This window comes from Lactiplantibacillus sp. 7.2.4 (assembly GCF_018991185.1).
Lineage (GTDB): Bacteria > Bacillota > Bacilli > Lactobacillales > Lactobacillaceae > Lactiplantibacillus > Lactiplantibacillus pentosus.
The window spans coordinates 1-23,029 of record NZ_JAGYGS010000050.1; the positions used below are offsets into that span (position 1 = coordinate 1).

Genomic DNA, 23,029 nt, shown 5'->3' on the forward strand with positions numbered 1-23,029 from the left:
GTCTAAATTTGATGCTACGCCAATCGAATCAAATACTGTCAGCGCTGACCAAATCAAGCAACTGGAAAACGACCTTGCTACTAAAAAGTCAGCCACGGATACCGCTAAGACTGCTTTAGCAACCGCTACGTCTAATGTCACAAAGGCCCAACAATCTTTGAATACCGCTAACACTAATTTAGCCACGGCCAAGCAACAGCAAGCTAGTGCCAAAACTGCCTTAACTAACGCCCAAGCCGCGGTTAAAAATGCAACTGCCGCAGTTGCAACGGCTCAAAAAGCGGTTGATGAAAATAGTGCTAGTGATGCGACTAAGCAACAGGCATTGAGCGATGCAAAGGCAGCACTGTCAGCTGCTCAAACCGTACAAGCGCAAAAGCGATCCGCTTTAAATGCAGCTAAGGCCAAATTGGCAACAGCTCAACAGGCCCTTGATCAAGCCAAGGCTGAGTTAGCCAGTGCTGAAGCGGCCCTAAAAGCTGGTAAAGCAGACTTAGCTAACAAGGTGGCCCATTTAGATACGTTAACCCATGCAGATTCCAATTTAGCTGCGGCTAAGCAATCCGTTGTTGACGCTCAAACGGCCTATGATCAAGCCGTTCAAGCACTTAAAGCTGCCCAAGCGACTGCGGATAGTGATGCAGCGACGTATCAACAATTGCAACAAGCGGTAACAACTGCTAAACAAACGTTGGCCGTGGCGCAAGCTAAACTAGACCAGTTATTGCAAACGAAGGCACTCAATGATGCCATTGACAGTGCAAACCGGGAGACAGTTAAGTCCGATGCAGCCCAAGGTGATCAGGTTAATAATACTGAACAGGTTGTGGCTAATGAAAACCAGGTCGCTTCGAAGTTAGCGAACACTACGGCTAATGGGAATACTATGACTTTAAAGCCTCATCATGCATTAACTGCTGAGCAGGCGACCACTTTGCAACGTCGGAAAGCCGCAATGGCTGCGGCCACGACTAAATCAACCAGTACATTGCCGCAAATGGATGAAGCAACTGGTCGTACGGCTTCAGTACTAGGACTCATGATGATTGGATTAGTTGGGTTACTGGGTGTAACTAAGCGTCATAAGCGGGTTTAATTAAAAAATTGGAATAGAAAGTGGGAAGGACAAATGACGAAGGAACAACTTTTAGACTTTTTACAGAACAAGCGGAGCGCCACAGCGGGGGTGGCCAGCGCACAACAAGCATTGGCAGCCGATCGAGAAAAACTTGCCACTGATAAGAAACGATTTCATAAAACGATTATCACGTTCGCGGTCTTGGCAGTGGTGGCACTATTGTTTGAAAGTGGCGCTGGTGTCGTCGTCACCTGTGCCGTGATTGCCATTGGATTGTTTGCCTTCAGGTATCTATACTATCTGGCACCAACTAATGAAGCGATTCAAAAAGACCAAGCAACCTTGCAAGAGGAGCTGGCTAACCCAGTTTATAAACAAGAGGCGAACGGCTTTCCAGAGAAGTTTTACAACTACTGGGACGCGTTACGGCTTTGGAAGTTAGTGAATGAGAATCGGGCGCTAGACTTGCAAGCCGCATTCAATCTTTTAGAAACGCAGCACTACCAAGAAGATCAATTGGCTGCACAGGAGGAAATCAAGAGTCTCCAAGCAGATATTGCGGCTAATGCACACAAAACAGCGGTCAATTCCGGAATTGCTGCAGTCTCTTCAACGATTTCAGCGTGGAATTCACGTAAATAGTGATGAATGGCTTGAAAAAAATCGTGCTAAGTGCCACGTGTCTCGCAGTGTTAGTGACGCTGTCGGCGTGCGGCGGGAAAAATGCGCAACATCCGGATAGCGCATCGACTAGTCGTACATCGCGTCGTGATTCGAGTTCAAGTTCATCGACACGCGTGACATCACGTCAACAGACTTCATCAGCAGACAGTAGTCTCGCGTCGGCTTCGCAACAAAAAAAGACGACAACGGACGGCACGCACATGAATCTGAGTGAAGTTCAAGATGGCAATTATCGTAGTTTACTGGGTGGCAAATGGAAATGATTGGTGCTAAAGTGAATTACCATAAGGGCAATGGCTTAGAGTTTGACACGAGTCAGGTCGACGGCCAATTGTCAGTATCAAAAGACAAGATTACGACCGGCACATTAACGGTGGTAAAGAACGGGATTGCCGTCGATGGTGAAAGCAAAACGACTAAGTTCGACAGCAATGCTGAAACATTCAGCGTTTCGACTGAAGATGAAGCGATTAATTGGGCGGTGACGTTCTATCCAGCTGGTAGTACAAGTGAGTATCAAGTTAACGGGGATGGCCAGACCAATCGTCAGAATCTGATTACCGTTTGGACTAGCAATAATAATTATACGCAAGTGTTTGCACAAGAGACGTCAAGTACTAGTCAGTCGACGGCAGCTACCAAGAAAAATGGGACTTTGTGGAACACCAGCAAGGGCCGACAACTGGACACGTTTATGACGCAGTGGTCAAAGACAATGGATCAGGATTACACCAAGTATGACGGTGTGCATGATTTAGACATTTCGACCGGATTATCGTATCCACATGATTTGTCCGATGTCATCTTCAATGGACACCGGGCTTCGATTGCGTGGGCACCGAACGGTAAGGGCACGCATGAATATAACGTTGTCGCTATTTACAACCACAATGGGACAGAACCGCCATTGCCTAACCATATTACTTACTTCTTTGCGTTTAAAGATGGTTCTCCAATCGTACTAGTGGATCAAAGTCGAGATGGGACCCCTATTCTAGGAGAGACTGAGAACGTGAAACTTAAAGCGGGCTTTGCGCGAATTGCTGGGAATTAATCGGAAATGAAGGATTGAATGCGCGTCATGCAAGTGCATGCGCATATGTATAAATGGAGGAAGTAGATGAATATTTCTAAGAAAAGTATCATTGGCGTTATTATTGGTATTGTGGTGATTGTGATTGCAGTAATTGCACTGAAGCCACACGGACTGCAGGGGACGTATACAAGTACAACTGATGACTGGAAAACCGATACGATCGTTTTTGATGGTAAAAACTATAAAGAAACAGTCGTAACAAAGGTTAACTGGTTGGGGACAAAAAAGACTTACAGGGATAAATATAGCGGCACATTCAATGTGAAAGATAATGAGGTCACCTTTGAGGGAAAAACCGCAAATGGACCGACTGCTAAACTTTCTAAAGATAAAAAAGTATTATCGATTCAAAATGGTCAGCAGCTAATTAAAAAAGAGTAAGCGTAGTAGTAAAAGGCGGTCGCTTGTTGGATGGGTCAGTCGGTGGCACATGCTCAAATATCGTGTCTATTGAAGAAAAGACAATAAAACGCTCAAACTAGAGACGTGTCGCGCTCTGCCCATCAGCAAGGGTGCATCGTACAGCTAGACGATGTCGGCTACTTTGAGATGTGGCCAATTCTTTATTGATATGTTGATTAGGGCAAATTTGGTGACTGGAACTGATTTGTTGTAACGATGAAAGTAATTACTGGAAAAAGCAGTCAAGACACTGAGTTGGCTGCTTTTTCGCGTGTCAGAATGGTTATGATTAGGTTTTAGTTGACTTTACAAAACTGATGTCGTTATTGATGAAAAAATCAGTGCCTATTGATTTTCATCTATCCACTGGGCAGAATGTTTAGTAAAATATTAATCAGTATAATTATTAAGGTATATTCAATAGTTTGTTTAATTATTTTATATGTGCGAATTGTTGTAAATCATCGATTTTGAGTGATGATAAAGTTGTTGTGTGAAATCCCGCGGACGGTTGGGGAACTGGCGGGATGTACTCAGGGGTAACCGGGGTTGTGAAAGGAACGGAAACATGGGAAAAATTAGGAGCAGAATGATCTTTGAAATAATAACGATTGTCGGCATTATCGCCTTCGCAGTAATCAGTCTCATGCCAGCGACGACTGAGAAGCAAAGTGTTCGGCTGGACCATGGTCGGATGAGTTATAACGGCGCTGTATTCAAACACAAATTTGATGGGCGGGGAACGCTTCAAGTTCAAAAACAGGGGCGCTACGTCGGTCACTTTGATAACGGTCGGTTTGAAGGCCCCGGTGAATTTATTGCACCTAGTGGTTGGCGATTACAAGGAAACTTCAACAAGGGTGAACTAAGCGGTGTCGTCAAGTTACATATTGGTAATAAGACGTACGCGCAAAAAATTACGGCGGATGGGAAGTTAGAAAATGCGGATTAAATGGTTTAGTTTAGTACGAATCACCGGGCTCGTACTGGTATTAACGTACCACTTTTTTCAGAACCAGTTCACCGGCGGCTTTATTGGCGTTGATGTGTTCTTCACCTTTTCCGGTTTTCTGATTACGTCGTTGATGGTGGATGAATTTGCCCGTTCAGATAATTTTAAACTAATGGCCTTCTATGGCCGCCGGTTTTATCGGATTGTGCCACCACTGTTCATCGCCGTGTTGGTCGTGTTACCGCTGACTTATTTTATCGATCACGATTTTGTGACAGATATTGGCAAACAAGTTGCAGCGGCCTTAGGGTTCACGACTAATTATTTTGAAATTGCGACGGGTGGAAGTTATGAAAATAAGTTTATTCCGCACCTGTTCGTGCATACGTGGTCACTGGCAGTCGAAATGCACTTTTACATCGTCTGGGGCTTCGTCGCTTGGGTCGTTGCCAAAATCAGTCGTCGCTTAGCTAGTGGTCGGCAAGCGTTGACGCGCTTCCGTTGGGGCTTAGGCATTTTAACGACGATCTTTGCGATTGAAAGCCTGGTCATGATGACTTTTGGCGCGGTCGGACTGAAGGATTTTTCACCGGTCTATTTCTCAAGCCTCACGCACTGTTTTCCATTCTTTGTCGGCGGGCTGATTGGAATTTTGAGTGGCATTAAGGCTCAGGGGCCGGTGTATCGTTGGACGACGGCGCACAGCAACCCCATTTTAGCTTCAGCAATTATGTTGATCAGCTTCATTTTATTAGTGACATTGGGTTACGAAATGAAATTTGAAGCCCTGCAGACCTATCAGGGTGGTTTGTTGCTAGCGACGGTACTGGCGGGCGTTATGATTTACGGGGCGCGCTTGCTTCATGACCAGACGCCTAATCTCAACGAACCCCGCTGGATGGGCTTTCTAGCCGATGTCAGTTATAGCGTCTATCTCTATCATTGGCCGCTGTACGTAATCTTTTCACACCTAATGGTCAACTGGTTGGCGGCCTTGCTCACGACGGTACTGTCCATCGTGCTTTCAGCCTTATCATATTACGTCTTAGAACCAGTGATTGCGGGTAAACGGGGCCATCTCTTTGGTCATCGGGTCACCTGGCGCCAGCTACAATTGCCTGTCATCACGGCGGGGGTTCTGTTGGCGGTCAACGCGGGCGTGGTGATCAGAAATGCACCTCAATTGTCGACTTTGGAACAAAACCTGTGGATCAGTGGCATTTATCAGGACGTCGATAAAGTGGCGACGACCCATGATGCTGTTTTAGCGGCGGTCGCACCGAAGAAAAAGCAAGCGCCAAGCCATAAAAACGCACCAGCCAAGGCACCGGGCGTGTCAATCATTGGCGATAGTGTCACGCTCGGAACGCGTTCTTATTTAGGGGACCACGTTGCCAACAGTAATATCGATGCGGAAGGCGACCGGACAATGAACTTGGCATATAAAGTCATGATGAACCAGCAACGGAGCCACACGCTACGCGAATACGTGGTCATCTGTATCGGGACCAATGCCTTGGATGATTATGAAGAACAAACCATGAAAATCATCCATGACCTGGAGCCGGGGCATAAATTAATCTTGATGACGCCGTATAACGCGCGCGCTGATGCAAATTGGAATTCATCAAAGTTAGCGGTGTTGGAACGCAAATTGCCTGAAAAGTACCATTTCATTACGATTGCGGACTGGGGCAAAATCGCTGCGCAACATCCCGAAGTCTTTAAGGGAACGGATGGGGTGCACTTTGGTGGCATTCGCGCGGGAGATATTCTGTACGCTAAAGTCATCAATGATGCCTTGCATGCGGCCAAGCAGACGCCAGCTAAAGCGAGCTAAGCGTTTTGGTAGAAAATGACACTAGCGATGAACCTGCTTGTTAATGAATGAGTGTATGGGTGGGGTTAGTGGTGAACTTTTGAATAAGTATCGAGGTGGCGCTGAAGTTGGGCACCACGATTGCCAGTCAAGCTATAACTTGACAGTACGACTGTGAGTAAAACTGTCATCTGGCATTGTGATTGCCAATAAAACCGTAATTCGGTACCAGGATAAAGTCTGGTATTTCGATTGCCAGTAAAACTGCAATCTAGCACTCGGACGCCAAGTTAAACTGAAGTCGGGCATCATTCTGGCCAGTCAAAATTAAATTCGGTCGTGTTTCTGTTATGGAAATGCGGCCGATTTTTTAGTTGCGGTTATTAAAATCGTTGTCAGTTTTCGCGGAGCAGGTCGAGAAGTCTTAATCTGTGATATCGATGAGGGCGTTACAAGGGGACTGTGACTTGCAACGTCTTTTTTAATAGGTTCCAGCGCGATTGGACTGTGATTAATGCTGTAATAACGGGCTTTTTACTGTTTTTTTAACGCAATAACAAATTCAACTATGCATATTAATTGTCTGTTAATAATATTATGGTTATCATAAGCATGTAATAAAAATTCTAAATGTTAAGGAGTGATCACTATGTTAGGATGGCTTTGGTCATTAATCGTTGGTGGTGTTATTGGGGCGTTGGCCGGCGCGATTACTAGTCGGGACGTGCCAATGGGAATTATCGGTAACATCATTGCTGGTTTAGTTGGTGCCTGGATCGGGCAATCACTGTTGGGGACGTGGGGACCATCATTAGCAGGGATGGCGTTAGTCCCATCGATTCTCGGCGCAATTATCTTAGTGCTAATTGTTTCAGCAATTTTCGGCATGACGAAGAAGCGATAGGCGGTGATTAAATGAGCCGCTTTGCGAAGTTCATGGTAACACTTGTCGGAATTATCTTAGTGTTGTTAGCGGTCTTTGAATTAGGTCAATTGTATCCGATTCCGTGGCTCACGGAATGGCTGGCAGAAATGACGGTCAGTTATCCGATGGTCTGGAGTAGCTTGTTGATTGTCTTCGCTGCCGTGGCCGGTATCGTCGGTATTTTGATGATTATTGTCGGCTTGTTTAGACCCGTTAAGGTCAATACGCTGACTTATGAAGGCGATCACGGTCAATTGACGATTCCACAGCGGGCTTTGGAACGTGACTTGCAGTATCGGTTAGTCAGTCAATTGAATTTGATTGATCCCGCTGTTCAAATTAAGTTACGCAATCGTCACCGTGTTCGCGTCAAGATTGACTCGATGGTGAGCGATAAGGCCAAACTAGAGTCAGTGGCACAACAAGCGACCGTCATTGCGCAGGATTACTTGAGCCAACAACTCGGATTGAAGGTTGAGCAACCGGTCGTCCAAGTTCGGCCAGCTGACCATGAGCGCAAGTTGACCGTGGTGTAAAGGAGGCGCCTAATGAGTAACGCACAGTATGGGTTTCTGATTGGACTGCTTTTGGGAATCGTCTGGGTACTAACCAGTTTTTCAGCAGTCTTATTAGTCGCAGTGTTGGGGCTGATTGGCTGGGCAATTGGGCGATTCGTCCACATTGACTTGGCCGTTGTTAGCCAGAAGTTGAGTGAGTATTTATCTAAATAATGGGAGGAATTACAATGGCACAACCAGAACAACAATTACAGACGCAGTTGACGTTTGACGATGGTGTGATTGAAAAAATCGCCGGTTTAGCTTCACGCAATGTCGACGGTGTATTATCCCTAGAAGGCGGCATGTTAAGCAATTTAACGAACCGTTTTCGTGATGAAGCTGACCCAACGCAGGGGGTCGACGCACAAGTCGGCAAAAAGCAAGTTGCCTTGGATATGACGATGATTGTCGAATACGGCAAGGACATGCGCCAAATCTTCAACCAGATCTGTCAGCGCGTTAAACAGGACGTTGAACGGTATACCGGATTGCAAGTGATTGAAATCAAGGTCCACGTCAGCGATGTGATGAGCAAGCGTGATTGGCAAGACCAGGCAACCGGCAAGCCGAACACCAATCAGTCCACGGACAATCGGCAGGTTGAATAACCTGATTGTGTACTGACGACAAGCACGTCGCAGTGCAAGCCAGCCATCGTTGAAATTGCAATAATTGAGTCGTTAGTGCCCACCGTGGCCGAGACGACAGACTTTAGAGGAGGAATTCTAAATGGCAGACACAACCACGTTACAACCTGAAGTTGTTTTTGATGATAATGTATTAGCAAAGATTGCGAGCAATACGGCCCAAGAAGTCGACGGTGTCTTGAGTTTACAAGGTAACTTGATTGACGACATCTCCAACCGGTTTACCGATAAGGACCGACCACAAACGGGGGTCTCCATCGATACCGATGATGATGATCAGACTGTGGGCATTGAGTTAACGGCTGTGCTCGCATATGGCAAGAACGGGCAAGAAATCTTGAACCGGGTCGCTGAAAAAATCGCCAAAGCGGTCAAATCAATGACTGGCTATCAAGTGACTAAGTTAAAAATGGTCGTTAAAGATATGTTAACGATGGAAGAATGGCGACAACAAAATGACAAGAAGCAAGACGACAAGCAACCAAGCGAGAAACATCCAGATGAACCGTCGCACCATGAGCAACATCCAAGCGACAAACAACCAAAACCAGCACCTGACATGCAACATTAAAGTTGACGTCAATCGGTATGGTTAGCGGCGTCCGGCAATTAGGCGGGCACCTTTTTTTGATGGAATGAGCGATTCATGCTTGTAAAAGGGCAGGCTGTTTGTGGCTATCAGTTCGGGAACAGGCAATGGTTAAACTAAATCGAGCACATGGAACGGCGATGGGGGCGTGCTGAGGATTTCGACAATTTCGAACAGTCACTTTCTGAAGTTTCATTGAGCTTACCTTACCCAGCGTCGAGATGCAAGCATTGTTTCGCAGCTGATTTGGCGCTATTATTATGGTTATGTGAGTGTATAAATGAAACGGATAAAATTAATCAATGAGGTGATTGAGATGAAAATTGGGATGCGTGCGAACCGACCACTTATTATTACGGCTGAAAATCAGGGACAACCAGTCCTGAATGCACAAACGATTTTGGAAGCGCTATATATGGCGCCGGATAAGCGGCAGTTAGGACCAGTTGAAACCTTTAAACCAGAAGACTTAGCCGCACCGGTCACGCAACCACAGCAGATTTTTGCCGTTGGAATGAATTACCGTGATCACTCCGAAGAGATTCACATCACGTTACCCAAGGTGCCAAGTATCTTCACGAAGTTCAGTAGTTCACTGGCCCCGGCTAACGTGGCTGTGACTGCCCATGGCCCTAAGACCGATTGGGAAACGGAGCTGGTCGTCATGATTGGTCGTGGTGGGCGTGAGATTCCGGTCGCTGACGCTATGAATCATGTCGCGGGGGTGATGGTCGGCGAAGATTTGTCAGATCGTGATGTGCAGTTTGAAAACGACAACCCCCAGTTTTCGATGGGTAAGTCGTTTGAAAATTACGCGCCGGTTGGACCTTGGCTGACGACGGTCGATGAATTGGCCAATTTGGATGATGAAGTGATCACGACGACCGTCAATGGTCAGACGATGCAGCAAGCCCCATTGCGGCAGCTGATTTTCAAAGTGCCCGACCTCGTGCACTACTTATCAACGGTTTGTGACTTGCAGCCAGGAGATTTGATCTTCACTGGGACACCGAGTGGCACTGGCGTTGGCCGGGACCCACAAGTCTTTTTGAAGTCTGGCGACCAGCTGACGGGGCACATCACGCACTTAGGAACCTTGAATATCACAATTAAATAAACAGTTGGAAAGTCGGTACGTGTGGCTGGTGATGATTTAGTTTATGAACCAGTTCTATGGCACCGACTTTTTTAGTACAATAAAGGTAATCGCTTGTGTCTGCATGTTTGGTTTCAGCAATGTCACCAACCAGCAGTGCCAGCGCAACTCAGAATAGGGGGATACCGGCACGGGACCGGTTATGAATCAGATGAAAAGAATGTGGGTCGGATTAATTTTAGGCAGTCTATTATTAGCGGGGTGTTCGTCGCAATCGCAGTCAGCAACGAAGCAATCCAGCGCGAAGACGACAACGACCAGAGTCAAGCACAGCCAGTCGAAGCCAGCAAACGCGGCTAGTGCCACCGATGACTCAGCGTCCAGCACGCAGGCTACCTTGTGGAATACGGGGAAGAAGGCCGCCTTATCGACGTTTATGGCGTCCTGGCAGAGCGAGATGGGACAGACCTATGTCGGCACGTATGATGACAAGGCACCTGACCATTTGGGCTATCATTTTCCAGAAGTGTTCAAAAATGGACAATTGGACGGCCACGTCAAATGGGGCAGTCAGCCGGTTAGTTTGAAATGGTCGACGGATGGTGAAGACAGCAGTCCGCTGCAAGTTGTCGCGGTCGCAACGGGCGGTAAGGCGGAGGCAATCTATCCAATCACCTACTTCTTCTGCCTGCACAACCAACGGCCAGTGGTATTAGTCACTGAAACGACTAACGGCGACCAGTTGATTCTTCACGATACGCAAAATAGCGCGCTTCAAGCTGGGTTTGCCAAAATTATCACCGGGACAAAACCGGCAATCCTGTCCGATACGAGCCTCACCGCGGGAACGGCCAGTGCCGTCGACGCCAACCAGTGGCCGCAGACCTACCAGGGCACGTGGTATTACTATGATGAGTATAGCCATAAGGTGCAGTCGTTTACGCAAAACAGCACGGATGATTTGAAGCTGGATTATGAACCATTTGACGGTCGCAAGTGGATCAATATCAAAGGCGCACACCAAGGTGCTGGGGCCGGCAATTATGTCTATTTGCGCTATCACTACTTTGATGGGCGCCAGATTCCTGTCATGATGATGGGTAGTGGTGCTGAAGCCTGGTTTGACGGGAACGCTTATCAGAGTGCGGCGACTGCGCAACAGATGCAGCGCTGGCAATATGGTGATGAAACTAAGGACCATAATGATTTTTAACCACCATTTTTGTGGCGGATTTAGGGTGTCCAGATAGATTGAAAAACAAATAAAAAAATATTAACTGATTTTAGAACCGGACCGCGTATATACGTAAAAAGGCCCGGTTTTCGTTTTGTAAAGTTTATGTATATGTTGAAAAAAGGACGATTCTTTTCTGCAAACGAATGCTATACTGTGAGATAAGTTAATGGTGTCAAGACACACGTGCGATAATAGTGAGCCCTGGCAATCGTTAATTTGATCATCGAACATCGTGCCGACAGCATGGGGACCGGCGCAAATTCAGGACGTGTGCGATGATACTGGTCAAGGAGTTGGAACGAGAACTGGTGGGGGACGTTACTCCGCTTCACATTGAAGGGGGATCATATGCAACAGATAAATACTGAACATACGCTCAATGTCACAATGGCCATGATTTTGAATATCGGGAATGCCCGCTCACTAATTGCCGCGGCATTAGCTGATGTCGCTGGGTATCGCTACCAAGCGGCTCGTGAAAAAATGCGACGCGCGGAGGCCGAATTATTGACGGCGCAACAGTTACAGGCTCGGCGGTTGGTCGAGAATGCCGAGGCGCACCGTTTTGTCCATTCCACGTTATTCATGAACGCGCAAGCCACCTTGGTCAAAGTCATGAGCGAATTCCATATGACGCAGAACTTGGTCAGCGCCTTTGAACACTGGGAACCGGATCAGTGAGCGATAGCCGCATTAAGTCCAAGCCTAGTGGCACATTGGGATGGACTAACCGCAATGCGCATGGAATGTTGACCATGGAAACATGCAGACAAGATAAAGCGAGGGACACAGATGACAGTGACTTTTAACGATAACCAGTTCTATCAGATTACGGACCAATCTTTTACTGCCAATCCAAAACTACTAACGAAAGCGAACTTTTCAATCCCATTAACAACGCGAACGATTGAACCACGGCACTACCTGGTCACGTCTAAGCTGACTTATGCCGCCTTAGTAGCAGCGCGTTGGCAACCGGTGACCGGGCCAATCAAGCTAAACAAAAATGAACGGTTGATTTTAGATTTAGGCGCTGTATATGTCGGTCATTTTCAGATTGCGCTCGACGTGGCGGGTTCGCCGATGGATGCACCACTGTTAATGCGAACACGCTTTGCTGAACGCCTACAAGAACTTGGGGTGGACGCCAGTCAGGTTGAAAGTTGGCTACCGTTATCTTGGATTCAAGACGACACCCGGCACGTGGAAGTTTTGCCAGCAACCGTCGAATTTGAGCGCCGCTATAGCTGCCGGTATATCATGCTGGAGCCAGTGGGTCAGTCGCTTAAGTGGCAACCCGTGCTGGCGGATGCGGAATTTCGGGCGGCTAGTGCGGTGTTGAAGGAGGCGGTGCGGCCGATTAGTTTAGTGGTGCCGGTACTGAACGACCCTAATGACGAAGACGCGATGGTGGCATGAGTGTTTTGGGGCCTTGGTCTTAAGGTGTCCGAATAGTTGCTGTACTTGGGTAACACCAGTGAATCGGTTCTGATTTTACAGGAGTAACTGCCCGCCAGACTTGGGCCGGACAGGAATTATAAAAACGTGAGCTGTCGATAACGCATTCCATCTGCAATTGTCGTATAATGAATATATTCTTAAAAAACGAGGAGAATAATATGGCAGCCACAACGCATTTTTACGAAACATTTCAACCAGAACATTATGATCTTTATATCAACATCAACCGGGCGGATAAGCTGATTTCGGGGAAATCAACTATTACCGGGGACGCACAGGCACAAGAAGTGCTCATTCACCAAAATGGACTGACGATTGCCAGTGTCCAAGCAGATGGTGCGGATGTCCCATTTACTGTTGATAATGACATTCAAGGGATTCGCATCGAACTTGCGAAGACTGGTCAGGTGACCCTTGCAATTACTTATAGCGCTAAGTTGACTGATACGATGATGGGGATTTATCCATCATATTACGAAGTTGACGGTGTGAAGAAGGAATTGATTGGGACTCAGTTTGAAACCACTGCAGCTCGGCAAGCTTTCCCATGTGTTGATGAACCAGAAGCCAAAGCCACTTTTGATTTGGCCATCAAGTATGATGAACACGATGGTGAAACGATTTTGAGTAACATGCCAGAAGACCATGAAGCAGATGGTGTGCACTACTTTGAAACCACTGTGCGGATGTCGACTTACTTGATTGCGTTTGCCTTTGGCGAATTACAAGGCAAGCAGACCAAGACTAAGAGCGGTGTCACGATTGGTGTGTTTGGTACGAAAGCTCACAAAGCCAATGAATTGGATTTTGCCTTAGATATTGCCAAACGGTCGATTGAATTCTATGAAGACTTCTATCAAACACCATATCCACTACCACATTCATGGCAGTTGGCCTTGCCAGACTTTTCAGCCGGCGCGATGGAAAACTGGGGCTTAGTAACTTATCGGGAAGCTTACTTATTGCTTGACCCTGATAACACGGCCTTAGCAACCAAGCAACTCGTCGCTACGGTGATTGCGCACGAGCTTGCGCACCAATGGTTCGGTGATTTAGTCACAATGAAGTGGTGGGATGACCTCTGGTTAAATGAAAGTTTCGCCAACATGATGGAATACGTGGCTACGGATGCCTTAGAACCAGATTGGCATATTTGGGAAACTTTCCAAACTTCCGAAGCTTCAATGGCACTCCAACGGGACGCAACAGACGGTGTTCAATCCGTTCACGTTCAAGTGGAAGACCCCGCTGAAATCGATTCGATTTTTGATGGTGCGATCGTCTATGCTAAGGGTGCTCGGATGTTAGTCATGGCCCGGGCGTTAGTCGGCGATGACGCTTTACGCGCTGGCTTAAAGCAATACTTCATCGATCATAAATATCGTAATGCTAAGGGTGATGACTTATGGGGCGCATTAGCTGATGCTTCCGGCATGCAAGTGGGTGACATCATGCATTCATGGCTGGAACAACCTGGCTATCCCGTTGTCACAGCCGCGGTCGTTGATGGTCAATTGACCTTGTCACAACAACAATTCTTCATCGGTGAAGGTGAAGACGTCGGCCGTCAATGGCAGATTCCGCTGAACGCGAACTACGATGCCGCACCTGCCATCATGAAGGACAAAACAGTCACGCTTGGCGATTATGCTAAGTTGCGTGATGCCAGTGGCAAACCATTCCGTTTGAATGTCGGCAATAACTCACACTTTATCGTTAAGTATGACCAAACGTTGATGGATGACATTTTGGCCAATGTTGATGACTTGACTGCCATTGACCAATTACAGTTATTACAAGATTTACGTTTATTAGCGGAAGGTCGCCAGATTTCATACGCCGAAGTTGTGCCGTTATTAAGTCGGTTTGCGGCTAGTCATTCGACTGTCGTTAACGCTGCTTTGTACCAAGTTGCTGGTAACTTACGGAAATTCGTAACGCCAGATTCTGACGAAGAAAAGCATTTGCAAGCTTTGTTCGACCAGTTGAGTGCCGATCAAGTTAAACGATTAGGCTGGTTGCCACAAGCGGGTGAATCTAACGATGACCAGTTGACACGGCCATTTGTACTGAGTGCGGCATTGTACGCGAAGAACAGTGCAGCCGTCTTGGCAGCGCATGAATTATTTGAAGGTAACCGCGATAAGCTCGCAACATTGCCTGCCGATATCCGGGTCTTCATTTTGCGCAACGAAGTCAAGAACTTCGGTAGCGCTGAATTATTCGACAGTTTGTTGGCGGCATCACGGCAGACCGCGGATGCCAGCTACAAAGCAGATATCTGTGAAGCGCTGACAGCTACGCCAGATGCAGACTTAATCAAGCAACTAGTTGGTAAGTTTGAAGATGCTGATACCATCAAGCCACAAGACTTGCGCGCTTGGTTCCGGGGCGTCTTAGCTAACCCAGCTGGTGAACAAGCCGCATGGGATTGGATTCGCGATGAATGGTCATGGTTGGAAGCCACGGTAGGTGGTGACATGGAATTCACGACCTACATTACTGTCATTTCACGAATCTTCCATACAGCAGAACGGTTAGGCGAATTCAAGGCGTTCTTTGAACCAAAGATCAATACGCCTGGTTTGACCCGCGAAATCAAAATGGATACTAAGGTCATCGCTAGTCGCGTTGCCTTAGTTGAAGATGAACGTGACGCGGTTAATGCGGCGGTTGCGGAAGTTGTAAAATAAGAATATTTTAGTGGTCAAAAGGTAGTTCGATGCTGGTAGCCCGGCACGACTACCTTTTTATTTTGCAGTGAAACGATCAGCATTCAATCATCAATGGGTTCTGAGCCTTAATAATTGACGTAATTCCTTAACACTGCGCTACAGCGTTAGTTAAATATGATATGATATTGGTAACTACAGGGAGTAGACTTGATTAGGATTACGACGAACAATTAGTCGTATAGAGGGGAGGACTCCTGATGGCAAGTGGACATCAATCTGAGGCGGAATTAGAGAATCACCTCATACGAAAAATACAAAGTATTGGCTATCATTATGTTGAAATTCCAGATGTTGCGACGTTGAACGCCCATTTTCGCGAAGTCTTAAGTGAGCGCAACCGTGAACGTTTGAGCGGGACACCATTGAGTGACCGTGAATTTCAAGCTGTTTTGAATGACTTAATCGGTGCTCGAACGCACTATCAAGTGGCCCAGATTTTGCGGGGCTCAGTGGTTCAACCGACTGGTAAAATCAACATCAAACGTGATGATGATAGTAGTTTATATCTAGAAATTTTTGATGGAAAACAATTTGATCATAATATTTTTGAAGTTAGTCACCAAATGACAGTTGCGGGACGGCATGAAGACCGTTATGATGTGCTGATTTTAATCAACGGTATGCCAATCGCGCAAATTGAACTGAAGCGTCAAGGCGTTGAATTTACGCAAGCGTTCAATCAAATTATTCGCTACCGCGCCGAGTCATATGCGGAAGCCAAGCTGATGCGACTCGTTCAGGTCTTTGTGATTTCGAATGGTAATGAAACCCGCTATTTTGCCAATGGTGATGGTGAGTTAAATTCTAACTTCATGTTCTATTGGACTGACGAACATAATAATTGGTTAAATGATTTAGATGCGTTTACGACGACCTTTTTGAGCAAGCCACGATTACATAGTTTAATCGCGAAATATACGGTGTTTGATAGTAGTGACCATAAGATGCTATTGATGCGTCCTTATCAGATTTATGCGACTGAAGCCATCATCAAACAGGCGAAAGAGCATCCAAACGAAAATGGTTATGTCTGGCATACCACGGGATCTGGTAAGACGATTACTTCATTCAAAGCTAGTCAGTTATTGTTGCAAGAAACGGATGCGGAAAAGGTCATCTTCATGATTGACCGTGCGGATTTAGATATTCAAACGGTGAAGAATTTCAGTGCCTACCTACCAGAGACCACTGGTGGACAAAGCGCCTTGGACCGGACGGATAATACCGCTGCGTTAGTCAAACAGCTAGCGTCTCATGATAATGGGCTAATCGTGACGACCATCCAGAAAATGAATAACGCGGTCTCTAATGATCGTTATAAGAATGTTTTGACGCCATACCACGACCGTAAAGTGATTTTTATTGAAGATGAAAGTCATCGTAGCCAGATGGGTGAGATACGTAAAAATGTCAATCATTGGTTTAAGAATGCACAACATTTTGGCTTTACGGGAACTCCAATTTTTCAGCAAAACATGGGGCCCGATGGGTCGGACGACTGAGGATTTATATCAAAATCGATTGCATCAATATTTAATCCGTGATGCCGTTCGTGATGGTAACGTTCTTGGGTTTACCATTCAATATTTATCGACCTTTGAAGAAACACAGCGAGAGATTACTGACGAACAAGTCCCCGGAATCAATACGCAGGAAGTTTATGAGTCCGAAGAGCAAATGACAAAGATTGTTGAGCACATCTTGCTGAATCATAGCCACATCACGAAAAAGAAACATTATAATGCAATCTTTACGGTGGCGAATACGCGGATGGCATTGAAGTATTATCAGCTGTTCAAGAAACTCGACCCCAATCATCATTTGCGGGTAACGACCATCTTCACTTGGGCGGCCAATGAGGATGACAACGAGGAACACCAAAAACAGGATGATGTCACTTCACGGATGGGCTTAGACTCAGTAGTGAAGGACTACAACCAGATGTATGGCACTGATTTTTCAACGGATAAATTCAAGGATTATTTCGCGGATGTTTCGAAGCGGATGCGTGACCATAACGACCAAACGCCGACGGATAATATTGATATTTTAATCGTTGTCAACATGTTCTTAACTGGGTTTGACTCCAAACGGTTATCAACACTGTATGTGGATAAAAACCTGCAGTGGCATGGACTGATTCAAGCCTTTTCTCGTACCAATCGGGTAGAAGGCAAGCAAAAAACATCTGGAAATATTATTGCTTATCGCAATATTAAAGAAAAAACGGATGAGGCCGTTGCACTGTTCTCTGACGGGGATAGCTCTGGTTTCTTAGCGCCAAGTTATGATGAACTTAAGGGCGAATTTGCGGACAAAATCGGGCAATTACTAACTGTGACGCCTGACGTCCAGTCGGTTGATGAATTATATAACCGCGGCGATAATGCGCTATATGAATTTGTGATGGCATTTCGTGCCGTAATGCGCGTTTATAATCGTATCCGGGTTTACGATGACTTTGAGTGGTCACAGTACGAGCCACAATTTTCTGAACAGTTGATGGAGGCCTTTCGGGGGAAGTACTATACCGCGTATCAAAACGTTAGTCAGCGACAAGAACACGAGAATGTGTCAATTCTAGATGATGTTGATTTTGATATTAGTCTGTTAGAGACCGATACCATCAATGTCGACTATATTGTGAACCTAATCTCGGGCATTGATTTGATGTCGACGACGGAACGAAAACATGATATTCAGAAAATTGAACATTTGTTGGATAATGCCACAAATGACCAATTAAAGTCGAAGGTTGAGTTGTTAGAACGATTCTTGAACGAAGTGATCCCAGCGCTAGACGCTGACGACGATATCGGGATGTCTTTGAGTAACTTTATGGCTGAGAGTCAACGTGCGGCAATCAAAGGATTCTCAAAAGAACACCATTTGTCAGAGGACTTTCTAAATGAAACAATAGCTGACTACAACTTCTACGGCGAAACCAAGGATAAAGAGATTTATGAACATTTGAGCGACCACGGGATGGACTTTCGGCGTAAGCGGCAGGCCAAACGTGAAATCAAAGAGTTTGTGTCCACAATTGACCGGAAATACTCACTAAGCTAGGAGAATGAAATTAATGAGTCACACTGAACAAGCCGAACAACAGGCTGAATTACAAAAAAGATTATGGGCCGTTGCGAATGATCTGCGCGGCAATATGGACGCAAGTGAATATCGAAACTACATTTTAGGCTTGATTTTTTACCGTTTCTTATCAGAAAAGGTTGAAAACTACGCCAATGAACTGTTACAAGATGATGATATTGATTTTGTCGACGCAGGACAAGATCCAGAATTGATGGCGGATTTAAAAGATGAGGTCATTGATGCGCTGGGTTTCTTTATTGAACCACAATATCTGTTTTCAACAATGGTTAAGCAGATTAATGCGGGCGATTTTGATGTTGAAATGCTTCAAAATGCGATTAATGAAGTTCAAAACTCAACGCTAGGCAAAAAATCTGAAAATGATTTTAAGGGGTTATTCGAAGACTTGGACTTGCAGTCGTCCCGGTTGGGTAACACGGTCGCAAAGCGGAGTGAGTTGATTGCCAAAGTCATCTTGTCACTGGCCAACATTGATTTTGGAGAACAGGATATTAAAATCGATATTTTAGGCGATGCCTACGAATATTTGATTGGTCAATTTGCGGCTTCCGCTGGTAAGAAGGCCGGCGAATTCTACACGCCACAACAAGTCTCAAAGCTGCTAGCTAGAATCGTTACGGCGGGCAAAGACCGTTTGAAAACAGTCTATGATCCGACCATGGGTTCCGGGTCACTGTTATTACAACTGGGGAATTTTGCCACAATTGGGAACTACTATGGTCAAGAAATCAATGGTACGACTTATAACTTGGCTCGCATGAACCTGTTAATGCATGAGGTCAGTTACAATCGTTTTGATTTACGTCAGGGCGATACCTTGGAAGAAGACCATTTTGATGATCTAACTTTTGATGCTGTCGTGGCGAATCCACCATACTCTGCAAAATGGAATCCTGATGACAAGTTAGATGACGAACGTTTCCGGAAGTATGGGAAGACCGCACCTAAGTCTAAGGCTGATTTTGCGTTCGTTGAACACATGTTATACCACTTGAACAACGAAGGCGCAATGGCCGTGGTCCTCCCTCATGGGGGTACTTTTCCGGGGTGCAGCGGAAGGCAAAATTCGCCAGTACATGATTGAACACGATAATGTGCTCGATGCGGTAATTGGCTTGCCAGCTAACTTATTCTACGGTACGAGTATTCCAACGGTCGTGTTGGTCTTTAAGAAGAGTCGTGAACGCAAAGACATCTTCTTCATTGACGCTTCCAATGACTTCGAAAAAGGGAAGAACCAGAATAATCTGTCAGACCAAAACGTCGACAAGATTTTGGACACGTACCTCGCTCGAGAAGATGTGGATAAGTACGCGCATAAAGCTGAATTCGAGGAAGTTGTAGAGAACGAATATAACTTAAACATTCCACGGTATGTGGATACCTTTGAAGAAGAACCGCCTGTTGATGTGGATAAGCTGGTGAAATCCATGGGCGAGGCCGATGCCAAAATTAATGAGTTGCAGTCAGAACTGTCTGGAATGATGGACGATTTAGTGGCAACTGACCCTGTCGCTCAACAGCAGCTTGAGGCTATTAAGAGGATGTTACAATGAAAAATGAAAATTTAGTGCCGAAAGTGCGGTTTAAGGGGTTTAGTGACCCTTGGGAGCAGCGTAAGTTGGGTGATTTATTTGAGTATGAACGACCTGATAAATATATTGTCAATTCTGACCAGTACAGTAGTAATGGAATACCCGTGCTTACAGCGAACAAATCATTTATTCTAGGATATACTCATGAAAATAATGTATACAATAAAGGTAAATCGATTATTTTTGATGATTTCACCCTGGATATGAAATTTGTCAATTTTCCATATAAAGTAAAGTCCTCCGCGATTAAAATTTTGACTGCGAAAAACAATATTAATTTACGTTTTGGGTTTGAACTTTTAAAACACACAAAATTTACTCAAGAAGGACATGCGCGTCATTATATATCAATTGTGCAACCTACAAAGGTCAAAGTGCCAATTAAAGCTGAACAAATTCAACTTTCAAATTTGAGTAGTATAGTAGATAGCCTTATCGCTGCCAATGAGGATGAACTTGAACAGCTTAAGACGCTAAAGAAACTGTTGATGCAGAAGATTTTTTCTCAAGAGTGGCGGTTTAAGGGTTTCACTGACCCATGGGAGCAGCGTAAGTTGAGTGATGTTGTCAAACGGATTACTAGAAAAAATAAAAAATTAGAATCAACTTTACCACTAACAATTTCTGCACAATACGGTTTGGTCGACCAGCACACCTTTTTTGATAAGCAAGTTGCTAGTCGAGACGTAAGCGGATACTATCTAATAAAAAAAGGTGAATTTGCGTACAACAAAAGTTACTCAAATGGGTATCCTGTAGGGACTATAAAACGACTAGAGAAATATTCTGAAGGGGTACTGTCTACACTTTATATTCTTTTTAAGCCTGTACAAGTTGATTCACAATTTTTGGTTACTTATTTCGAAGGAAACATGTGGTATACAGAGATTATGAAGAGGGCGACAGAAGGCGCTCGCAATCATGGGTTGTTAAATATCGCTCCTAAGGACTTCTTTGAAATGAATCTATTTATTCCAACCATAGATGAACAGGTAAAAGTTGGAATAATAATTCAAGTAGTTGACGACCTTATCGCTGCCAATGAAGATAAACTGCAACAGCTGAAAGAACTGAAGAAGTATTTAATGCAAAATATGTTTGTCTGAAATCAGATCTTTTTGCCCAGCTATTGCTGTTGATAAGCGACAGTATGAATTTATTTGTAAGTGTCATTTTTGGCCAACTGAATAATTATTCATGTATAAATGAGTTAACAACTTTTATAAATGGTTGTTAACTCATTTTTTGGAGGCGTATTATGGCACAGAATGTTAAGTTTCATCAGTACTTTTTTCAATGGATGCAGCTGTATAAATTAGATGCGGTGCGGCCCGTGACTTATCGGAAATATGAAATGTCTCATCGTCAGCTGGTAATGCTCGCGCCAGATTTGAAAATGGATGAATTATCTCGACTGACATATCAGCAGTTACTCAATGATTATGCAGAAACTCATGAGCGGCAAACGACAATGGATTTTCATCGCCATTTAAAGGGCTCGTTGATCGATGCGTTAGAGGAAGGCTTCATTGATCGGGACCCAACGCGAAAGGCAATTATCAAAGGAATCAAGCATCGGGAACATAAGACAAAGTATTTGCATCAGTATGAGCTACAGGCACTATTGAACGAGCTTGATTTGAATAATGAAGTCAATTGGGATTATTTCATCCTACTAATTGCGAAAACTGGAATTCGTTTTGCAGAAGCACTTGGTGTGACACCAGAGGATTTCGATTTTGCTCATCAAACCTTGTCTATCAGCAAGACCTGGGATTACAAGTCAGCTAAGAGTGACTTTGCGCCGACAAAGAACACTTCATCTGTTCGCAAGGTTCCGCTGGATTGGCAAACAGTTATTCAATTTTCCCAGTTGACGAAGAAGCTTCCAGATGATCGACCAATTTTTGTCCAAGCCAAGGTATACAATGACACCGTTAATCACTATTTAGAACGTCTGTGCAAGCATGCATCTATTCCGGTGATTTCAGTCCATGGATTGAGACATACGCATGCGTCACTGTTATTATATGCTGGCGTTAGTATCGCGTCAGTTGCACGTCGATTAGGTCACTCTAATATGACTACTACACAGCAAACTTATTTGCACATCATTCAAGAATTAGAGAACCAAGATAACGATAAGGTCATGAAACATTTGGCCAGTCTAATATAGTTTATAGGATTTAGGTGAATATGCATGGATAGAAACGCGCTCGAATGTTGAGGGCGTTTTTGTGATTATACTCATTGGCAGCGATAAGGCTGTCCGCCTTTTTCAACAAAGTACCGACTGCAAACTCTTCTTTATTAACTTTTGGCTTCTGCATAGACAAATCAGTAACAATTTTTCCAGAAAGGTTCCCTTGTCCTCCTTGCAAATACCTTGAAATAATTCTCTTTTTCTTCATGCTCAACCATTGCTTAATAAAATCAGGAGCATCATCTTCAGTTGGAATAATTGCCAAAACAGCCTGATTAATAGCACCATTTATTTTTGAAATGCCAACTTGTCCACTAGTAGCCCCGTATAGTGCATATAAAATATCACCCTTTTGGACTAATTTAGCTGAGGAATTTTCAAGTCCTTGCTTTGTTAAAAATAATTCTGTGCTTGAACTGTTAATTTCTGCCGAACGAATGAAAGGTATGTTGCCACCATAATAATTCGAGTTACTTGCAGATGGCGTACCGCCTGAATAGCTCCTCGTGAATTCTTTTAACTTACGCTGCTCCCAAGTTTTCTTCTCTTTTTGTTTTATATTGTCGTGTATCTTTAGCTAGCACTTGGGAGCAGCGTAAGCTCGGTGAGTTTCTTACAGAAAGTCGAATTAGAGGTACCGATGGTCTAGACGCAAATAAATTAACTGTAAAATTATGGGGAAAAGGCGTTGTAGAAAAAAATAGTGCCATGAGGGGCAGCGTCCAAACGAAATATTATGTTCGCCGTTCAGGCCAATTTATATATGGAAAATTAGATTTTCTCCATGCCGCGTTTGGTATAATTCCAAATTATTTGGATTGTTGGGAGTCTACTTT

Annotated in this window: 19 protein-coding genes and 3 pseudogenes; 21 read left to right on the forward strand and 1 reads right to left on the reverse strand. The window is 44.9% G+C overall.

Features of this window, described 5'->3' with window-relative positions:
• From KGF70_RS12785 to KGF70_RS12880, 21 genes and pseudogenes are all read left to right on the forward strand, one after another.
• Nucleotides 1-1,096, forward strand: a pseudogene (locus KGF70_RS12785) (hypothetical protein); the annotation flags it as partial.
• Nucleotides 1,097-1,129: 33 nt separating this feature from the next.
• Nucleotides 1,130-1,720, forward strand: coding sequence for a hypothetical protein (locus tag KGF70_RS12790; protein ID WP_216769014.1), 591 nt, complete (start codon nt 1,130-1,132; stop codon nt 1,718-1,720).
• An 11-nt stretch (nt 1,721-1,731) separates the two neighbouring features.
• Complete coding sequence (locus KGF70_RS17360) at nt 1,732-2,025, forward strand: hypothetical protein (protein ID WP_253954862.1); 294 nt, start codon at nt 1,732-1,734, stop codon at nt 2,023-2,025.
• The gene (locus KGF70_RS12795) at nt 2,022-2,816 is read left to right on the forward strand and encodes a DUF4767 domain-containing protein (RefSeq protein WP_253954861.1); all 795 of its coding nucleotides are present in this window, start codon (nt 2,022-2,024) and stop codon (nt 2,814-2,816) included. Before KGF70_RS17360 ends, KGF70_RS12795 begins: the two co-directional genes overlap by 4 nt.
• 66 nt (nt 2,817-2,882) lie before the next feature.
• On the forward strand, nt 2,883-3,239 hold the full coding sequence (locus KGF70_RS12800; RefSeq protein ID WP_216769013.1) for a hypothetical protein: 357 nt from the start codon (nt 2,883-2,885) through the stop codon (nt 3,237-3,239).
• A 610-nt stretch (nt 3,240-3,849) separates the two neighbouring features.
• Complete coding sequence (locus KGF70_RS12805; protein ID WP_225366709.1) at nt 3,850-4,212, forward strand: hypothetical protein; 363 nt, start codon at nt 3,850-3,852, stop codon at nt 4,210-4,212.
• The gene (locus KGF70_RS12810; protein ID WP_216769012.1) at nt 4,202-6,052 is read left to right on the forward strand and encodes an acyltransferase family protein; all 1,851 of its coding nucleotides are present in this window, start codon (nt 4,202-4,204) and stop codon (nt 6,050-6,052) included. Before KGF70_RS12805 ends, KGF70_RS12810 begins: the two co-directional genes overlap by 11 nt.
• A gap of 628 nt (nt 6,053-6,680) precedes the next feature.
• On the forward strand, nt 6,681-6,935 hold the full coding sequence (locus KGF70_RS12815) for a GlsB/YeaQ/YmgE family stress response membrane protein (protein ID WP_003637989.1): 255 nt from the start codon (nt 6,681-6,683) through the stop codon (nt 6,933-6,935).
• An 11-nt stretch (nt 6,936-6,946) separates the two neighbouring features.
• Nucleotides 6,947-7,492, forward strand: a complete 546-nt coding sequence (gene amaP, locus KGF70_RS12820) for an alkaline shock response membrane anchor protein AmaP (RefSeq protein ID WP_216769011.1) — start codon at nt 6,947-6,949, stop codon at nt 7,490-7,492.
• Between the two features lie 12 nt (nt 7,493-7,504).
• Nucleotides 7,505-7,687, forward strand: a complete 183-nt coding sequence (locus KGF70_RS12825; RefSeq protein ID WP_050339037.1) for a hypothetical protein — start codon at nt 7,505-7,507, stop codon at nt 7,685-7,687.
• Nucleotides 7,688-7,701: 14 nt separating this feature from the next.
• A complete protein-coding gene (locus tag KGF70_RS12830; protein ID WP_050339036.1) occupies nt 7,702-8,124 on the forward strand; it encodes an Asp23/Gls24 family envelope stress response protein in 423 nt (140 codons plus the stop codon).
• Between the two features lie 121 nt (nt 8,125-8,245).
• The gene (locus tag KGF70_RS12835) at nt 8,246-8,734 is read left to right on the forward strand and encodes an Asp23/Gls24 family envelope stress response protein (RefSeq protein WP_216769010.1); all 489 of its coding nucleotides are present in this window, start codon (nt 8,246-8,248) and stop codon (nt 8,732-8,734) included.
• A gap of 334 nt (nt 8,735-9,068) precedes the next feature.
• A complete protein-coding gene (locus KGF70_RS12840) occupies nt 9,069-9,869 on the forward strand; it encodes a fumarylacetoacetate hydrolase family protein (RefSeq protein ID WP_216769008.1) in 801 nt (266 codons plus the stop codon).
• A gap of 181 nt (nt 9,870-10,050) precedes the next feature.
• The gene (locus KGF70_RS12845; RefSeq protein ID WP_253954860.1) at nt 10,051-11,061 is read left to right on the forward strand and encodes a DUF4767 domain-containing protein; all 1,011 of its coding nucleotides are present in this window, start codon (nt 10,051-10,053) and stop codon (nt 11,059-11,061) included.
• Nucleotides 11,062-11,433: 372 nt separating this feature from the next.
• Nucleotides 11,434-11,766: a PTS lactose/cellobiose transporter subunit IIA gene (locus KGF70_RS12850; protein WP_216769007.1), complete on the forward strand. Its 333-nt coding sequence runs from the start codon at nt 11,434-11,436 to the stop codon at nt 11,764-11,766.
• A gap of 111 nt (nt 11,767-11,877) precedes the next feature.
• The gene (locus KGF70_RS12855; protein ID WP_216769006.1) at nt 11,878-12,504 is read left to right on the forward strand and encodes an alpha-L-rhamnosidase; all 627 of its coding nucleotides are present in this window, start codon (nt 11,878-11,880) and stop codon (nt 12,502-12,504) included.
• 200 nt (nt 12,505-12,704) lie between these two features.
• Complete coding sequence (locus tag KGF70_RS12860) at nt 12,705-15,239, forward strand: M1 family metallopeptidase (protein ID WP_216769005.1); 2,535 nt, start codon at nt 12,705-12,707, stop codon at nt 15,237-15,239.
• Nucleotides 15,240-15,475: 236 nt separating this feature from the next.
• Nucleotides 15,476-18,350 (forward strand): annotated as a pseudogene (locus KGF70_RS17830) (type I restriction endonuclease subunit R).
• 13 nt (nt 18,351-18,363) lie between these two features.
• Nucleotides 18,364-19,951, forward strand: a pseudogene (locus KGF70_RS12870) (type I restriction-modification system subunit M).
• Nucleotides 19,948-21,096 (forward strand): restriction endonuclease subunit S, encoded by a 1,149-nt coding sequence (locus KGF70_RS12875; protein ID WP_216769004.1) that lies wholly within the window; start codon nt 19,948-19,950, stop codon nt 21,094-21,096. The pseudogene KGF70_RS12870 and the gene KGF70_RS12875 overlap by 4 nt, the downstream one beginning before the upstream one ends.
• A gap of 152 nt (nt 21,097-21,248) precedes the next feature.
• Complete coding sequence (locus KGF70_RS12880; protein ID WP_216769003.1) at nt 21,249-22,166, forward strand: site-specific integrase; 918 nt, start codon at nt 21,249-21,251, stop codon at nt 22,164-22,166.
• Nucleotides 22,167-22,176: 10 nt separating this feature from the next.
• Here KGF70_RS12880 and KGF70_RS12885 read toward each other — a convergent pair whose 3' ends face one another.
• On the reverse strand, nt 22,177-22,764 hold the full coding sequence (locus KGF70_RS12885) for a restriction endonuclease subunit S (protein ID WP_216769015.1): 588 nt from the start codon (nt 22,762-22,764) through the stop codon (nt 22,177-22,179).
• Nucleotides 22,765-23,029 lie beyond the last annotated feature (265 nt).

Bases quoted from the DNA above. Each gene is read 5' to 3' on its own strand.
- KGF70_RS12860 (WP_216769005.1), top strand. From the start codon at position 12,705: ATGGCAGCCACAACGCATTTTTACGAAACATTTCAACCAGAACATTAT.
- KGF70_RS12825 (WP_050339037.1), top strand. From the start codon at position 7,505: ATGAGTAACGCACAGTATGGGTTTCTGATTGGACTGCTTTTGGGAATC.
- KGF70_RS12800 (WP_216769013.1), top strand. From the start codon at position 2,883: ATGAATATTTCTAAGAAAAGTATCATTGGCGTTATTATTGGTATTGTG.
- amaP (WP_216769011.1), top strand. From the start codon at position 6,947: ATGAGCCGCTTTGCGAAGTTCATGGTAACACTTGTCGGAATTATCTTA.
- KGF70_RS12845 (WP_253954860.1), top strand. From the start codon at position 10,051: ATGAATCAGATGAAAAGAATGTGGGTCGGATTAATTTTAGGCAGTCTA.
- KGF70_RS12815 (WP_003637989.1), top strand. From the start codon at position 6,681: ATGTTAGGATGGCTTTGGTCATTAATCGTTGGTGGTGTTATTGGGGCG.
- KGF70_RS12830 (WP_050339036.1), top strand. From the start codon at position 7,702: ATGGCACAACCAGAACAACAATTACAGACGCAGTTGACGTTTGACGAT.
- KGF70_RS12880 (WP_216769003.1), top strand. From the start codon at position 21,249: ATGGCACAGAATGTTAAGTTTCATCAGTACTTTTTTCAATGGATGCAG.
- KGF70_RS12875 (WP_216769004.1), top strand. From the start codon at position 19,948: ATGAAAAATGAAAATTTAGTGCCGAAAGTGCGGTTTAAGGGGTTTAGT.
- KGF70_RS12835 (WP_216769010.1), top strand. From the start codon at position 8,246: ATGGCAGACACAACCACGTTACAACCTGAAGTTGTTTTTGATGATAAT.
- KGF70_RS12855 (WP_216769006.1), top strand. From the start codon at position 11,878: ATGACAGTGACTTTTAACGATAACCAGTTCTATCAGATTACGGACCAA.
- KGF70_RS12850 (WP_216769007.1), top strand. From the start codon at position 11,434: ATGCAACAGATAAATACTGAACATACGCTCAATGTCACAATGGCCATG.
- KGF70_RS12840 (WP_216769008.1), top strand. From the start codon at position 9,069: ATGAAAATTGGGATGCGTGCGAACCGACCACTTATTATTACGGCTGAA.
- KGF70_RS12790 (WP_216769014.1), top strand. From the start codon at position 1,130: ATGACGAAGGAACAACTTTTAGACTTTTTACAGAACAAGCGGAGCGCC.
- KGF70_RS12810 (WP_216769012.1), top strand. From the start codon at position 4,202: ATGCGGATTAAATGGTTTAGTTTAGTACGAATCACCGGGCTCGTACTG.
- KGF70_RS12795 (WP_253954861.1), top strand. From the start codon at position 2,022: ATGATTGGTGCTAAAGTGAATTACCATAAGGGCAATGGCTTAGAGTTT.
- KGF70_RS12805 (WP_225366709.1), top strand. From the start codon at position 3,850: ATGATCTTTGAAATAATAACGATTGTCGGCATTATCGCCTTCGCAGTA.